Annotated in this window: 15 protein-coding genes; 6 read left to right on the top strand and 9 right to left on the bottom strand. The window is 59.8% G+C overall.

Translation table 11 applies throughout. The annotated features are described in order from the left end of the window. Window positions 1-82 precede the first annotated feature (82 nt). The gene (locus tag RAC79_RS14365; RefSeq protein WP_338810798.1) at window positions 83-979 is read left to right on the top strand and encodes a LysR substrate-binding domain-containing protein; all 897 of its coding nucleotides are present in this window, start codon (window positions 83-85) and stop codon (window positions 977-979) included. 7 nt (window positions 980-986) lie between these two features. Here the strand turns inward: RAC79_RS14365 and RAC79_RS14360 are convergent, their stop codons facing one another. The 9 genes from RAC79_RS14360 to RAC79_RS14320 form a co-directional block, all read right to left on the bottom strand. Beyond that, the gene (locus RAC79_RS14360) at window positions 987-1,853 is read right to left on the bottom strand and encodes a D-amino-acid transaminase (RefSeq protein WP_142844958.1); all 867 of its coding nucleotides are present in this window, start codon (window positions 1,851-1,853) and stop codon (window positions 987-989) included. 20 nt (window positions 1,854-1,873) lie between these two features. Further along, the gene (locus RAC79_RS14355) at window positions 1,874-2,932 is read right to left on the bottom strand and encodes a P1 family peptidase (protein ID WP_374997175.1); all 1,059 of its coding nucleotides are present in this window, start codon (window positions 2,930-2,932) and stop codon (window positions 1,874-1,876) included. Window positions 2,933-3,076: 144 nt separating this feature from the next. Next, the gene (locus tag RAC79_RS14350; protein ID WP_142844956.1) at window positions 3,077-4,036 is read right to left on the bottom strand and encodes a sugar kinase; all 960 of its coding nucleotides are present in this window, start codon (window positions 4,034-4,036) and stop codon (window positions 3,077-3,079) included. 21 nt (window positions 4,037-4,057) lie between these two features. Next, a complete protein-coding gene (locus tag RAC79_RS14345; RefSeq protein ID WP_078051645.1) occupies window positions 4,058-5,116 on the bottom strand; it encodes an ABC transporter ATP-binding protein in 1,059 nt (352 codons plus the stop codon). Between the two features lie 29 nt (window positions 5,117-5,145). After that, window positions 5,146-5,967: a carbohydrate ABC transporter permease gene (locus tag RAC79_RS14340; protein WP_174039668.1), complete on the bottom strand. Its 822-nt coding sequence runs from the start codon at window positions 5,965-5,967 to the stop codon at window positions 5,146-5,148. A gap of 14 nt (window positions 5,968-5,981) precedes the next feature. After that, complete coding sequence (locus RAC79_RS14335; RefSeq protein WP_078051647.1) at window positions 5,982-6,920, bottom strand: carbohydrate ABC transporter permease; 939 nt, start codon at window positions 6,918-6,920, stop codon at window positions 5,982-5,984. Beyond that, complete coding sequence (locus RAC79_RS14330) at window positions 6,920-8,251, bottom strand: ABC transporter substrate-binding protein (RefSeq protein WP_374997174.1); 1,332 nt, start codon at window positions 8,249-8,251, stop codon at window positions 6,920-6,922. Before RAC79_RS14330 ends, RAC79_RS14335 begins: the two co-directional genes overlap by 1 nt. Window positions 8,252-8,356: 105 nt before the next feature. Next, on the bottom strand, window positions 8,357-9,013 hold the full coding sequence (locus RAC79_RS14325) for a GntR family transcriptional regulator (protein WP_020810165.1): 657 nt from the start codon (window positions 9,011-9,013) through the stop codon (window positions 8,357-8,359). Window positions 9,014-9,034: 21 nt separating this feature from the next. Continuing rightward, the gene (locus RAC79_RS14320; protein ID WP_142844955.1) at window positions 9,035-9,919 is read right to left on the bottom strand and encodes a dihydrodipicolinate synthase family protein; all 885 of its coding nucleotides are present in this window, start codon (window positions 9,917-9,919) and stop codon (window positions 9,035-9,037) included. A 305-nt stretch (window positions 9,920-10,224) separates the two neighbouring features. Here RAC79_RS14320 and RAC79_RS14315 point away from each other — a divergent pair, with 305 nt between their 5' ends. From RAC79_RS14315 to rutD, 5 genes are all read left to right on the top strand, one after another. Next, a complete protein-coding gene (locus tag RAC79_RS14315; RefSeq protein ID WP_078051649.1) occupies window positions 10,225-10,836 on the top strand; it encodes a biliverdin-producing heme oxygenase in 612 nt (203 codons plus the stop codon). Between the two features lie 460 nt (window positions 10,837-11,296). Then, on the top strand, window positions 11,297-12,388 hold the full coding sequence (rutA, locus tag RAC79_RS14310; protein ID WP_142844954.1) for a pyrimidine utilization protein A: 1,092 nt from the start codon (window positions 11,297-11,299) through the stop codon (window positions 12,386-12,388). Further along, on the top strand, window positions 12,385-13,125 hold the full coding sequence (gene rutB, locus RAC79_RS14305; RefSeq protein ID WP_142844953.1) for a pyrimidine utilization protein B: 741 nt from the start codon (window positions 12,385-12,387) through the stop codon (window positions 13,123-13,125). Before rutA ends, rutB begins: the two co-directional genes overlap by 4 nt. Before the next feature lie 25 nt (window positions 13,126-13,150). Beyond that, window positions 13,151-13,537 (top strand): pyrimidine utilization protein C, encoded by a 387-nt coding sequence (gene rutC, locus RAC79_RS14300; protein ID WP_003492069.1) that lies wholly within the window; start codon window positions 13,151-13,153, stop codon window positions 13,535-13,537. Window positions 13,538-13,550: 13 nt separating this feature from the next. Continuing rightward, window positions 13,551-14,342 carry a pyrimidine utilization protein D gene (gene rutD, locus RAC79_RS14295; RefSeq protein WP_161987857.1) on the top strand — a complete coding sequence of 264 codons (792 nt, stop codon included), beginning with the start codon at window positions 13,551-13,553 and terminating at the stop codon, window positions 14,340-14,342. The last annotated feature ends 7 nt before the right edge of the window (window positions 14,343-14,349 follow it).

The raw sequence follows: 14,349 nt of genomic DNA, 5'->3' as shown, positions 1-14,349 counted from the left end.
GAGTTTCATTCACATTCCATTGCTCCTAATAAAGACGCTTTCCGAATGAACGGATAGGATATTGTTGGTGGGAGTGTGAGCCGTGGAAGTCAAATGGCTCGAGGATTTCCTGGCGTTGGCCGGAACGCTCAATTTCTCGAAGGCGGCGGATGAGCGGCATGTGACGCAATCCGCCTTCAGCCGGCGTATCAAGCAGCTGGAGGCCTGGGTGGGCGCGACGCTGGTTGACCGCGCCTCCTATCCTTCCCGGCTGACCGAGGCGGGCGTGAAATTCGTGCCGGTGGCGCAGGAGACGCTGAAGCAGCTTTATCATGCCCGGCGCACGCTTCTTCAGGAAGAGGGAGCGGATGCCAGAACGGTGCGGCTGACGGCGTTGCATACCCTGTCCTTCACCTTCTTTCCCGACTGGCTGAAACGGGTGAACGAAAAGGCGGGACCGCTGTTTTCAGTGTTGAGGCCTGATTCCGGGAGTATGGAGGAAAACCTTAATTCGCTGGTGGACGGGCAGAGCGATTTCCTTCTGACCTATGCCCATCCCGAAGTGCCGATGCTGCTCGATGCGCAGACCTTCGAGTTCCGCGTGCTGGGTGCGGAAAACATCATTCCCGTTTCCGCGCCGGCGAAAGATGGTTCACCGCTGCATGCGCTGGTGGAAAATGCGCGAAAACCCTTCGCCTATCTGGATTATGAAAAGGCGTCGTTTTTCGGTCCGTTGCTGCGCGATCTGCTGAGCGCGCGCCTGCCGCAATTCGAGCGGGTGCATGAGGGCAGCATGTCGGTGGGGCTGAAAGCCATGGCGATGGCCGGCTGGGGTGTCGCCTGGGTGCCGGAAAGCCTGATGCGGCAGGAGCTGGACAGCGGCGCGCTGGTGCGTGCCGCCGATGACAGTTTCGATATTGCCGTCGATATCCGGCTCTATCGTTCCAAGGAGAACCGCCGGCCCGTTGTCGAGCGTATATGGGCGGTTCTCGAAGGCTGATGTTTGCTTAAATCGCGGTGCGGCGGGCGTTTTCCAGATAGAGCGCGCGCAGACGGCTGACGAGCGGGCCGGGCTTGCCATTGCCAACCGGCTTGCCGTCGATCTTCGTTACAGAGACAACGAAGTTGGAGGCGCTGGTCAGGCAGGCTTCGTCGGCATTCAGCGCCTCTTCCAGCGTGAAGGGCCGCTCTTCCAGCGTGAAGCCGGCTTCCCTGGCCAGTTGCAGGGCGGCGAGGCGGGTGCAGCCGGGCAGGGTCTTGTTGCTGTTGCCGCGGGTGATGATCTTCTTGTCGCCGGTGATGATATAGGCGGTGGAGGAAGCGCCTTCGGTCACGAAACCATCCTCGATCATCCACGCCTCGTCACAGCCTTCGGCCTTGGCGATGCGCTTTGCCATGACCTGCGGCAGAAGGCAGACGGTCTTGATGTCGCGGCGTTCCCAGCGCTGGTCGGGAACGGATTTGACGGCGATGCCGGCTTCTTCGACCGGGGTGCCGATCAGCTTCTTGGCCTGGGTGAACATGACAAGCGTTGGCTTCAGATCGGCGGAGAACAGGAAGTTGCGGTCTTCAGCACCTCGCGTCAGCTGCAGATAGATCATGCCTTCGACGAGATTGTTGTCTGCGATCAGGCGGCGCTCGGCCTCGACGATTTCCTTGGTCGTGACAGGCAGGGTCACGTCGATTTCGCGGGCGCTGCGCTCCAGCCGGGCCATGTGCAGGTCGCTATCGATCAGCTTGCCTTCCAGAACCGAGGTGACTTCATAGATGCCGTCGCCGAACAGGAAACCGCGGTCGAAGATGGAAAGGCGGGCGTCCGCTTCGGGCAGGAATTCGCCGTTGACGTAAACGATGCGACCGGATGGGCTAGTCATGAAAACTCCGTCTGGAAAAGTCAGGCTGAAAGAAGGGTTTTAAGGGCGTCGATGGAAATGGCCTCGACCGTGGAGGCCTTGCCGGTGCCGGCATTAAAGCCGGTTGTCGTGGTTGCGGCGCAGAGCGAGTTGAGGATCGCCTCCTCCGTCGCCTCTATCGCGGCTTCGAAGAGCGGCGAAATCGCATCGTTGGAAAGTTCTGGATAGTCTGCGACGGCCTTTCGGCGCGTGGGCGTGCGGCGCAGCCGCTCATCGGTGGAAAATGCCAGCGCGTAATCGCCAGAACCATTGCTGAGCGCGGCACCCGTGCGTGCCAGCCCGCCGAAGCTTCTGGCGGCCAGACGCTTTAGATTGCGGGAGGAGAGCGGCGCATCGGTTGCCACAATGATAACGATCGAGCCGTCCTCGTCCTTGTGGTCAGGGCTGACATAGGGACTGCCGCAGACCAGCAGATGGCCGCCGTAGTTGGACTGCACGAGAATGCCGAGCGTATAGGTCGTTCCGGCGATGGTGACGATGCGGGATGCGGTGCCGATGCCGCCTTTCATGCCGAAGGCCACCGTGCCGGTTCCGGCACCCACGCCGCCCTCGGCCACCGGGCCTGTGGCCGCGTTTTGCAGCGCGACCGAAATTTCCTCGATGGTCGGGCGGCCGGCACGGATGTCGTTCAGGCGGGAATCGTTGGTTTCGCCAACGACGGCATTGATCGAGACGACTTTCTCATTGCCCGGCTGTGCCAGCGTATGGCGGTTGATCGCCTCGATGGCCCGGCCAGTTGCCAGCGTATTGGTGAGGATGATGGGTGTTTCGAGTTCGCCGAGTTCCTCGATCTGGGTGGAACCCGCAAATTTGCCGAAGCCGTTATAGACGGCGAAGGCGGCGGGCACCTTGTCTTGAAAGAGATTACTGCCATGCGGCAGGATCGCGGTTGCGCCCGTGCGGATCGTGTCGCCTTCGATGACGGTCGAATGGCCGATGGTCACGCCTTCGACATCGGTGATGGCGTTGAGCGGGCCGGTCTCGAAATGGCCGGGCCGGAAACCGATATCGCGCAGTCTCGGGCGGGTCGTCTGATGCATCGGGCGATCACTTTTGCGGAATACGGGCTCAAGGTGGAAAAGGCGCGGCTTCATGAAAAGCTTTGCTCTGACTTGACGTTAGACTACTTCGCCGCGAAACGGCATCGCAAAAATGGAATAGTTTTATGCGGGCAATGGATGCGCTCAGGAGGCGCGCAGCGCGGGTTCGCCTTCACGCTCCAGCCATTGGCGCATCGCGTCTTCCGTCTCTTCGCTCGTTGGTGCGCCGATGCGGCCGCCGAAGATCGTGCATTTCAGCGCGGCGGCAACGGAGGAGAGGCGGATGGCCGCGCGGCTTTCCATGCGCTCAGCCATCGCAAGTGCAAACGTGCCGTGGAAAATATCGCCCGCCGCCAGGGTATCGACTGCCTTAACCTGCATGGTCGTCTGGAAATGCACCGTGGGATCGCCGGCTTCCGTCCACCAGCAGCCTAGTGGACCGGCGGTGACGGCGATGAAGGTCTGCGGGTAGCGGGAATGCAGCATCGGCAGCATGTCCTTCACCGTTTCAAGTCCGGTGAGCCGGGCGGCGGCGGGTTCGGAAAAGACGATATGGGTTGCGGCGGGAGCGAGCTTTTCAAGCGTCTCTACCGGAGCAACGTCGCCATCCAGAATGGCCGGTTTGCCAAGCGCGCGTGCCACAGTCAGAACATCGAGCGCCAGTTCCGGCCAGCGCACATCCACCAGGATGGCATCGAAAGGAGCAATATCCTCCGGCGTGCAGGTGCGTTTTTTCTCATGCAGCCGGTGATCGTAAAAAGGCACGATCAGCCGTTCTCCCCGGTCATCGATGATGATTGTCGACAGGGCCGAGCGTGCGCCGGGTGCAACCGTCATGCCTGATGTGTCGATGCCGCTTTCACTGAGATCGCCCAGGATGCGGGTACCGGTTTCGTCATCGCCCACCGCGCCCCAGAGGCTGGCGCGGCCCCCCATGCGATGGACGGCGTAGGCAGCACTCGACGCCATGCCTTCGGCAATCTGCAGCATCTCATAGGGCAGGACCTTGCCTTCGCCCTTCGGCATGTCGTGCACACGAAACAGGGTGTCCAGCACGGCGGCACCCACGCAGAGCACATGCTTGCCGCCCTGTTTGTCTGCCATGCTGTTCACTCCTGTCACCTGTCAGATACGCTTGCCGCTGTCCTTGTCGAACAGATGCACGGTTGCCGGATCGATGGCAATGTGGATCGTATCGCCGAAGCGGACATTGAGGCGCTCGCGGAACAGGCAGGCAATGTCATCGCCCTTGCAATTCAGCTTGGCATAGATTTCCGAGCCGGTGCCTTCGACCAGTTCGACCCGGCCTTCAATGCCACTCTCAGCGGCGCGGATATGTTCCGGCCGCACGCCGTAGACGAGGTCACGGCCGCCCAGCTTGCCGATATCGGCATTGGCGGGCAGCGGCAGGCTGAGGCCCTTCGCCGTGCGGAACACACCTTCCTCCACCCGGCCGCGAATGAAATTCATCGCGGGCGAGCCGATGAAGCCGGCGACGAAGAGGTTGGCGGGATTGTCGTAAAGCTCCAGCGGCGCGCCGATCTGCTCGATGACGCCATCATGCAGCACCACGATCTTGTCGGCCATGGTCATGGCTTCCACCTGGTCGTGGGTGACATAGATGGTGGTGGTGCCGATGCGCTGGTGCATGGCCTTGATCTCGCCGCGCATCTGCACGCGCAGCTTGGCGTCGAGGTTGGAAAGCGGCTCATCGAACAGGAACACCTGCGGATCGCGCACCAGCGCGCGGCCCATGGCGACACGCTGGCGCTGGCCGCCGGAAAGCTGGCGCGGATAGCGGTCCAGCAGCTTTTCCAGCCCCAGAATGGCCGCGGCCCTGTCGACCTTGGCCTTGGTTTCCTCGGCGCTCACCTTCTTCAGCTTCAGCGCGAAGCCCATATTATCCTTGACCGTCATATGCGGATAAAGGGCGTAGTTCTGGAACACCATGGCGATGTCGCGGTCACGGGCGGGCAGGTGGCTGACCTCGCGTGCGCCGATGTGGATTTCGCCGTCGCTCAACTCCTCCAGCCCGGCGATCATGCGCAGCAGGGTGGACTTGCCGCAGCCGGAAGGGCCGACGAGCACGACGAATTCGCCATCCTTGATGTCGATATCGATGCCGTGGATGATGTTGACCGCGCCGAAGCGCTTCTGGACATTTTGGATATTGACCGGTGCCATGTGCAGGTTCCCGTTATGATTTGTTTGGTTCAGCCGCCCTTGACGGCGCCGGCGGTGAGACCCGCCACGATCTGTTTCTGTGCGAACATGGTCAGCAGCAGCACCGGCAGCGTCACGATCAGAGCTGCGGCGGCAAGCGGACCCCAGCTCACCTGTTCGAAGGACAGCATGTTGTAGACCGCGACCGGCAGGGTGCGGGTTTCACGGCTGGCCAGCACGATGCCGAAGACGAAGTTGTTCCACGAGAAGATGACCGCGAGGATGAAGGAGACGACGATGCCGGGCTTGGCAATCGGCAGCGCCACCAGCCGGAACACCTGCCAGGAGGATGCGCCGTCGATGCTTGCCGCCTCTTCCAGCTCTTTAGGCGTGGTCTCGAAATAACCGATCATGATCCAGACGACGATCGGAACCGTCACCACCAGATGGATGATGATCTGTGGCCAGAGCGTGCCGAGCAGGTTCAGCCATTGGAACAGCAGGAACAGCGGAATGAGGAAGGAGAGGCCGGGCGTCATGCGGGCGATCATGATGACCACAGCCGACTTTTCCGCCTTCAGCCGGGCGATGCCGTAACCGGCGGGCACGCCGATGACGAGCGCGAGAATAGTGGCCGCACCGGTGACGAGGACCGAATTCCAGAAATAGAGGAAGAAATTGTTCTCTTCGAACACCTTCACATAGTTCGACCAGGCGAAACGTTCGGGGATCAGGATTGGCGGATAAGCGCCGTTGTCGATTTCATATTTCAGCGACAGCGAGATCATCCACATGAAGAACAGGATGACCGGCGAGATCATCACCAGCGCCACGAAGAACAGGCCGAGCCGGTCGAGATTTCTGCGTTTCAGGATTTTTGCGGACATCAGTGTTCCTCCATCTCGTTCCATTGCGAGCGCTGGCGCACCATCAGAAGCACGAAGGAGAGCGCCACGATGATGATGAAGAAGACGACGGCCATGGCTGAGCCGTAACCGATGTCGTAATAGGCAAACGCCGTATTGTAGAGGTAGATGTTTATAGTTTCCGATGCCGTGCCGGGTCCGCCCTGGGTCATCGCATAGATGATATCGAAGCTTTTGACGGCGTCGATGGAGCGGATGATGACAGCGATCATCAGAAACGGCGCGATCATCGGCATGGTGAGATAACGAAACTTCTGCCAGGCATTGGCGCCGTCGATTTCGGCGCTTTCATAGGGTTCGCGGGGCACTGCGGCGAGCCCGCCGAGCACGATCAGCATGACCAGCGGCGTCCATTGCCAGGTTTCCACCAGCACCAGCGAGGGGATGACGGTGGACTGGTTGTAGATCCATTCCAGCGGGCCGATGCCGATGAAGGAGAGCAGATAGTTCAGGACACCGAGCTGCGGGTGGAACATCATGGTCCAGACGAGCGCGATGGCGACCGGCGTCGCCATCATCGGCATGACGAAGACGCCGCGCAGAAAACCGCGCAGCGGAAACTGCGCATCGAAAACCAGCGCCGCCAATGTTCCGAGGAACAGCGGAGCGACGACCGACAGCACGGTATAGATGAGCGTGTGCCAGAGCGATTCCCAGAACCGGGCGTCGCTGGCGAGCCGGATGTAGTTCTCGAAACCGATAAAGCTCTGCTCCTGTCCGAGCGTCCAGCGATGCGCGCTCATCCAGAGGGTAAAGACCCATGGAAAAACGATTACCGCCGAAATGACGACAAGTGCCGGTATGACGAAGGGCCAGTAGTTGGGAGCAAGCCTTGCCGGCCCGCTCCCTTCTTTACGACTGACGCCTGTTTTGGTGTTTTCGATGCTCACGGAGGCCATTATCCCTCGCTACGCGCCAGAACGGGTGCGAACTGTTCCGTCGCCTTTTTGAGTTCGGCGGCAGGATCCGCGCCGCCGATCATGTTGGTGAGGCCGACGCCGTAGATATCGCGGAATTCCGTCACCGGAATGATGACGGGCAGCGCAAGCTGCGAGACCTTGCCGGAACCGACGACCGCATCCAGCCAGGCGGCCGGCATCTTCACGCCTTCGCGCACCTTCTGGTCTTCGAGGATGGACTGGCGGAATGGAACGCCGGCACCCGCCTGCAACAGACGCGCGCCCATTTCATGCGAAATCGCCCATTGGCAGAAGAGGTAAGCGGCTTCCTTCTTGCTGCTGGCTTCGACAACACAGAGACCATCGCCGAAAGTGCCGGCGGCCTGGGTTGCCGGGCCCTTCGGCATGACGCCGTAACCGACCTTGCCGACGACGCGGGATTTTTCCGGGTTTTCGATTGGCGGCGCAAAACCGACGCCATCGAACCACATGCCGATCTTGCCCTGGAGGAAGGCCGACTGCGCTTCTGCCCAGTTGAAGCCGGAGACGCCGGGAGGAGCGGCTTTCGTCATCAGGCGCTGATAGAGCTTGGCCGCTTCAACCGCCTCCTTGGACTCGGTGTTGACCTTTCCATCCGCGCCGATGGGCTTTGCGCCGTAACCCAGCATCAGCGAGGTCCAGACCGGGGTATTGGCGTTCTTCAGGCCACGGGCAACGAAACCATAGGTGTTGGTTGCGGGATCGGTGATCTTTTCCGCCGCCGTCACCAGTTCCTCGAAGGTCTCAGGGTATTTCAGGCCCTTGGCTTCGAAGAGCTCCTTGTTCCAGTAGACGATCCAGTAGTCCACCGAGAAGGGCAGCGAGCGCAGCACGCCGTCGCTATCCTTGGCAAATAGCATACCGGCCTCGGCAAAATCCTTCTCCGCAAGCGAAGGGTCGGTCAGCGACGGGTCCTTCAGGAAGCCGCTGATATCGGCCAGCCACTTGCCCTTTTCGAACTGGCGCTTCTGCACGTGGTAGCTCAGATGCACCACATCGAAGCTCGGTTTGCCGGAGGAAAGCTCGATCACGACCTTCTGGCGCTGCTGCTGTTCCGGGGTGGCTTCGGCATTGACCTTGATGCCGGTCAGCTCTTCGAATTCGCCGAGATATTTGATCAGCGTTTCGCTGCGCGGGCTTTTGACGAGATTGACCTCAAGCGTGGTGCCGGCGTGTTTTTTCCAGTTCACCGCCGCCGATGCCGGGCGAATGCCGAGCATCGCGCCGCCGCCAAGCGCCGCCGTGCCTGCCAGAAAGGCGCGACGCGTGGGGTTGAGCAATGAATGCGTCATGTCAGTTCTCCTCCAGATTAGCCGGAAATTCTCCTCACCCCGGCTTGTTGCTTATTTTCCTGCAATCCCGGCGCAGAACCCTCTTCAGTCCCTGCCGGAATTGCCCTAAACCGCCAGCGCCCTGTCCCTTGCGTTGCGGATATGGGCGGTCAGCCGCTCCACGGCGTCTTCGACGGATCGCCTCTCGATGGCCTCGAGAATGGCGAGATGTTCCTTCATCACCGACTTCACGTGGCCGGCGATGCGGAAGCGCTCCTGATTGATGAGGCGCATCTTGATGGAATTGACCCGGTAGGCGTTCGAGATGATCGAGTTGCCGAGCGCATCGATGAAGGCGTCGTGCATGCCCCAGTCCACCTGCTGCGCATGCTCGTCCAGTTCCGGCGATTCCCCGCCATTTTCAGCCGCTTCGGCAATGTCGCGATGCTGTTTTAAAAGCTTTGCGATTGCCTCGTCGGAGGCCGAGCGGGTAAAAAGCGCGACAGCCTCCTTTTCGAGAAAGATGCGGAACTGGAACGCCTCGCGGATGAGATTGAGGTCGATATGGGCGACCTGCAACCCCCGCTGCGGCACGGTCTTGATAAGGCCTTCCGCCTCCAGCCGCGGAATGGCCTCCCGGATCGCCCCCAGCGGCAGACCCGTCAACTCCACGAGGCGGCGTTGCGAGATGAACTGCCCCGGGCGAACGTCGCGCGAGAGAAGGTGATGCGTAAAGCTTTCATACGCCCGTTCCCGCAATGTCTGTTCGCCGGTATCTTCCATGCTCAACCTTTCAAGGTCTGTTCAGGCGGCCTGCCTGCGAAACAGCGAATCGAACGCGCCTTCGATCTGCCGCCGGTCCTCCGGTGAAATGGCGACGAGCGGTGCGCGCACGTCCGACCAGATATTTTCCCCTGTCGTGTGTGATACCAGCACCTTGACCGCTGGTGTAACCGGGAATTTCAGAAGTTCCACAACAAGATCTTCGACGCGCTTGTCGTCCTTGCCGTCGACGGCCATGGCGCGGACTTCCTGTGTCAGGAAATTGGCGACGCCGGAGATCGCGCCCTGACCGCCGAGGCGAACACCCTTCGCCAGATCGCGCTCATCGCCGATCAGGATGGCGAGATCGCCATGTTCTTTCAGCAGACGCTCGGTATGGCTCCAGTTGCCGGAGGAATCCTTGACGCCGGTGACGATGCCGGGGAATGCCTTTTTCAGCCGTCCAACCAGCTCGACCGACAATGTCACCATGGTCACGGAAGGGATGTTGTAGACGAGAATGTCGCGAGCGCCCTTGCCGATCTTTTCGAACACCGCCGAGAACCAGGCAAACAGGCCGTCATCGCTGACATTCTTGAAATAGGAGGGCGGGGCGAGAAGAATATTGCGGGCGCCGGCCTTCAGGGCCTCGGCCGACTGGTCGGCGGCGTCCTCGATGGAATCCACCAGAACGCCGGTGACCAGACGGGAAGGCGCAACGCCGGCCTCGATGAAGCGGGAGAGAATGACCTGCCGTTCACGGCTGCCGACGGAGCATCCTTCGCCCGTGGTGCCGAAGAGTGTCACGCTGTCGCAGCCATTTTCAAGGCAGCGTCGGGCATGGGCGATCATGGCGTCGATATCGACCGTTCCGTCCTTTTTGAAAGGAGTGGTCAGGGCTGCCGAAAGGCCAAATTTCTGGGTCAAGTAAGATGCTCCTCGAAGGTGATTGCGCATTGATAACGCGCTGACATGTTAGTTGTAAAGAGGTAATTGCAGTTTGATTGTTCGGAAGAAGGGAAGCGAGGAATTCGCTTCGGCGTGCGTTGCGGGGCAACGTTGCGAGGCGTGGGGATGGAAGGGTTGTGCAGGGAGAGGAAGGCTGCTTTACCTTGGTGACAGCGCGCTTATGCTCTTTGCAGGGCGAGCGGATAAATGCGAAAATAAATTTGACTGTTGGAGTAAAGATTTTTATCAGCAATCTGAATATTAGGGATAAAGGGACCATCATCATGACCATTGCGGAGCCGTCAGCGCCTGTAGCAGACATTGAGCAGAGCCGCGTCAAGCGCCTGAAAGCTGCGACGCGCGGCGCGCATGGCGATCTCGATGCCTTCATCATGGCATCGAAGCCGTTCGAGAGCCGGGAGAACTTCGGCAAATTCGTGGAAACGCAATATCTTTTTCATCGTGACCTCGATGTCTTCTTTTCCAATGCGACGCTCGATGGCCTGCTTCCTGATCTCAAGGGCCGCCGCCGTCTCTCCATGATCGAGCAGGACCTTGCCGATCTCGGTCTTGCCATTCCCGAAACCGCCGAGCCGCGCTTCACCGGTGAAATGCCGTTCGATCTGCCGGAGGCCATGGGTTGGCTTTATGTGGTTGAAGGCTCCAATCTGGGCGCTGCTTTCCTGCTGAAGGATGCGGCCAAGCTTGGTCTGAATGAAGACTTCGGCGCGCGCCATCTGGCCGGCGCCCCGGAAGGACGCGGCCTGCACTGGCGCACTTTCACCGCCGCTCTCGATGAGATTTCGCTGACGGTCGAAGAGGAAGAGCGGGTCATCGCCGGTGCGGAAGCCGCTTTCCGGGCCGTGCATGCCTATGCGCGGCAACGCCTCGCCTGAGATTTTGGCATAGCTTTGCGATTCTTGTTCTCATCGCGCAGACGTGCCCCGTGGCACGTGTGTGTTCGATTGAGTCGTAAAATCCCTGCACCGTCACCCCGGACTTGAACCGGGGTCCAGTGCGATCAAGTCCTTGATCGCGAAAGGCTCCTCTCACGGCGCAGACGCGCCGTGGCTGGATGCCGGCTCAAGGCCGGCATGACGGAGGGAGGTTTTGGGATGCCGCGCAACGCTCCGCGACCGATATAAGAGCCGCCCATTTCCCGCAGATTGCGTTCGATATTTGCCGAATAAACAGGCAAATAATTTTATCGAATGATAAAATTTTTATCTTTTGGTAAAAATAATTCGCCTCCAAAATTTTATCCATTTGATAAAATTATTTTATTTGGTCTGGCACAGAACCTGCTACTCTTTTGCCAAGTCAGGAGACACCTGATGCAAAAAAGGGAACAGCAAGATGGAAGTTGGTGTTTTTATCCCGATCGGGAACAATGGTTGGCTGCTGTCAGAAAACGCGCCGCAATACAAACCGAGTTTCGACCTGAACAAGGCCATCACTTTGAAGGCGGAGCAATATGGTTTCGACTTCGCGCTCTCGATGATCAAGCTGCGCGGTTTTGGCGGCAAGACCGAGTTCTGGGACTATAATCTGGAATCCTTCACGCTGATGGCGGGCCTTGCCGCTGTCACCTCCAAGATCAAGCTGTTCGGCACGGCCGCAACGCTGGTCATGCCGCCGGCCATCGTAGCCCGCATGGCGACGACCATCGACTCCATTTCCGGCGGCCGTTTCGGCATCAATCTTATTACCGGCTGGCAGCGGCCGGAATATAGCCAGATGGGACTCTGGCCGGGCGACGATTATTTCGGTGATCGTTATGAATATCTCGGCGAATATACGACAGTCCTCAAGGAATTGCTGACGGAGGGCCAGTCGGACTACAAGGGCAAGTTCTTCCAGATGGAGGATTGCCGCATGAAGCCGGTGCCGCAGGGCGACGTCAAACTCATCTGCGCCGGCTCTTCCAATTCCGGCATGGCGTTTTCGGCCAAGTTCGCCGATTACAGCTTCTGCTTCGGCGTCGGCGTCAATACGCCGAAGGCCTTCGCACCCACCAATGAGCGGCTGCTGGCGGCAACGGAAAAGACCGGCCGCGAGGTTAAGTCCGTCGTGCTGACCATGATCCTTGCCGAGGAAAAATCCGAAGATGCCTGGGCGAAATGGGAGCACTATAAGGCCGGTGCAGATGAGGATGCGATCAAGTGGCTCGGCCTGCAAAGCGCTGTCGACACCAAATCCGGCTCCGACACCAATGTTCGCCACATGTCCAATCCCGTCTCGGCGGTCAACATCAACATGGGAACGCTGATCGGCTCCTATGAGGAAGTGGCGGCGATGCTGGACGAGATGAGCGAAGTGCCGGGAACGGGCGGCGTGATGCTGACCTTCGACGACTTCCTCGAAGGCGTCGAGAAATTCGGCAAATATGTGCAGCCGCTGATGAAGAGCCGCGCGCATGTTCAGGCTGCACTGGAGGCTGCGGAATGAGTGAAGCCGTCGTGGCGGGTTACAAGGGGCCGGAAAGCCGTTCGGAAAGTGTGACGCTTCCCGCAAGGCCGGAGCCGATCACCCTGAAACCCAGCGAGACCGCCGTTGTCGTGGTCGACATGCAGAACGCCTATTCGACCGAGGGCGGTTATGTCGATCTGGCCGGTTTCGATATTTCCGGGGCCAAGGGCACCATCGCCAACATCAAGAAGACGCTGGATGCGGCGCGGGCGGCAGGCGTTCAGGTCATCTATTTCCAGAATGGCTGGGACAAGGACTACGTCGAGGCGGGCGGGCCAGGTTCGCCCAACTGGCACAAGTCCAATGCGCTGAAGACCATGCGCAAACGCCCGGAACTGCAGGGCCAGTTGCTGGCCAAAGGCACCTGGGACTACGCCATTGTCGACGAGTTGCAGCCGCAGCCCGCCGATATTCTGGTGCCTAAGACGCGATACAGCGGTTTCTTCAATACCAATATGGATAGCGTGCTGCGCGCCCGCGGCATCCGCAATCTGGTTTTTGTCGGCATCGCCACCAATGTCTGCGTGGAAAGCTCGCTGCGCGATGCCTTCCATCTCGAATATTTCGGGGTCATGCTGGAGGATGCCACGCATCATCTGGGCCCGGACTATATCCAGCAGGCGACGGTCTACAATGTCGAGAAATTTTTCGGCTGGGTCGCCACCGTCAATGATTTCTGCGGCGTCATCTCGCAGGCCGCACCCGTCAGCGCTTGATATCCAACCACAAGAGGAGAACGAAATGCCGAAGAAGATCGTCGTGCCCGCCGGCACCAGCAAACCCATCGCTCCCTTTTCGCCGGGAACCCTTGCCGATGGCGTGGTTTACGTTTCCGGCACGCTGCCCTTCGACAAGGACAATAATGTCGTGCATGTGGGCGATGCGAGCGCCCAGACCCGCCATGTTCTCGAAACCATCAAGTCCGTCATCGAAACCGCCGGCGGCACGATGGAGGACGTGACGATGAACCATATCTTCATCACCGACTGGGCGAATTACCAGGCCGTCAACACGGTCTATGCCGAATATTTCCCCGGCGACAAGCCGGCGCGTTATTGCATCCAGTGCGGCCTCGTAAAGCCAGACGCGCTGGTGGAAATCGCCACCGTCGCCCATATCGGCAAATAGGGCGAAACGGCAGATGATGCATTTCGAGGTTCATGGCCGGACTGATCCTGAGGCGCCCACCATCCTGCTGTCATCGGGGCTGGGCGGATCGGGCGCCTATTGGACGCCGCAGATCGAAGCCCTTGCCGATCATTTCCGGATTGTCACCTACGATCATCGCGGAACCGGCAGGACCGGCGGCGAGGTGCCGCTGGATGGCGGCATATCGGCGATGGCGGATGATGTGCTGGAAATCGTCTCGGCGCTGAACCTCGAGAAATTCCACTTCATGGGTCATGCGCTTGGCGGTCTGATCGGCCTCGATATCGCGCTGCGCCAGCCCGGCCTTATCGACAGGCTCGTTCTGATCAATGCCTGGAGCAAGGCGGATCCGCATTCCGGGCGCTGCTTTGATGTGCGGATCGAGCTTCTGGAGAAATCCGGCGTTGAGGCTTTCGTGAAAGCCCAGCCGCTGTTTCTTTATCCGGCCGCCTGGATGTCGGAACATCAGGAGCGGCTGGCGCGGGACGATGCCCATGGCGTCGCGCATTTTCAGGGCAAGGGGAATGTGCTTCGGCGCATCGCGGCACTGAGGGCCTTTGACGTCGATAGTCGCCTCGGCGAGATCGGCAATCCGGTTCTGGTGGTGGGCACGAAAGACGATCTCCTGGTGCCCTACACCCGCTCCGTGCGTCTCGCTGAGGGTTTGCCGCAGGGGGAACTCTGCCTTCTCGATTTCGGGGCGCATGCGGTCAATATTACTGAAGCTGACCTTTTCAATGCCCGGCTTTTGCAGTTTCTGCTACCGGCAACACGAACATTCTGACGGGATT

The organism is Agrobacterium sp. LR_9 (assembly GCF_041954855.1).
GTDB lineage: Bacteria > Pseudomonadota > Alphaproteobacteria > Rhizobiales > Rhizobiaceae > Agrobacterium > Agrobacterium leguminum.
This window is presented reverse-complemented; position numbering and strand designations above follow the sequence as displayed.

Bases quoted from the DNA above. Each gene is read 5' to 3' on its own strand.
- RAC79_RS14360 (WP_142844958.1), bottom strand. From the start codon at position 1,853: ATGACTAGCCCATCCGGTCGCATCGTTTACGTCAACGGCGAATTCCTG.
- RAC79_RS14355 (WP_374997175.1), bottom strand. From the start codon at position 2,932: ATGCATCAGACGACCCGCCCGAGACTGCGCGATATCGGTTTCCGGCCC.
- RAC79_RS14350 (WP_142844956.1), bottom strand. From the start codon at position 4,036: ATGGCAGACAAACAGGGCGGCAAGCATGTGCTCTGCGTGGGTGCCGCC.
- RAC79_RS14345 (WP_078051645.1), bottom strand. From the start codon at position 5,116: ATGGCACCGGTCAATATCCAAAATGTCCAGAAGCGCTTCGGCGCGGTC.
- RAC79_RS14335 (WP_078051647.1), bottom strand. From the start codon at position 6,920: ATGGCCTCCGTGAGCATCGAAAACACCAAAACAGGCGTCAGTCGTAAA.
- RAC79_RS14330 (WP_374997174.1), bottom strand. From the start codon at position 8,251: ATGACGCATTCATTGCTCAACCCCACGCGTCGCGCCTTTCTGGCAGGC.
- RAC79_RS14325 (WP_020810165.1), bottom strand. From the start codon at position 9,013: ATGGAAGATACCGGCGAACAGACATTGCGGGAACGGGCGTATGAAAGC.
- RAC79_RS14315 (WP_078051649.1), top strand. From the start codon at position 10,225: ATGACCATTGCGGAGCCGTCAGCGCCTGTAGCAGACATTGAGCAGAGC.
- rutA (WP_142844954.1), top strand. From the start codon at position 11,297: ATGGAAGTTGGTGTTTTTATCCCGATCGGGAACAATGGTTGGCTGCTG.
- rutB (WP_142844953.1), top strand. From the start codon at position 12,385: ATGAGTGAAGCCGTCGTGGCGGGTTACAAGGGGCCGGAAAGCCGTTCG.
- rutC (WP_003492069.1), top strand. From the start codon at position 13,151: ATGCCGAAGAAGATCGTCGTGCCCGCCGGCACCAGCAAACCCATCGCT.
- rutD (WP_161987857.1), top strand. From the start codon at position 13,551: ATGATGCATTTCGAGGTTCATGGCCGGACTGATCCTGAGGCGCCCACC.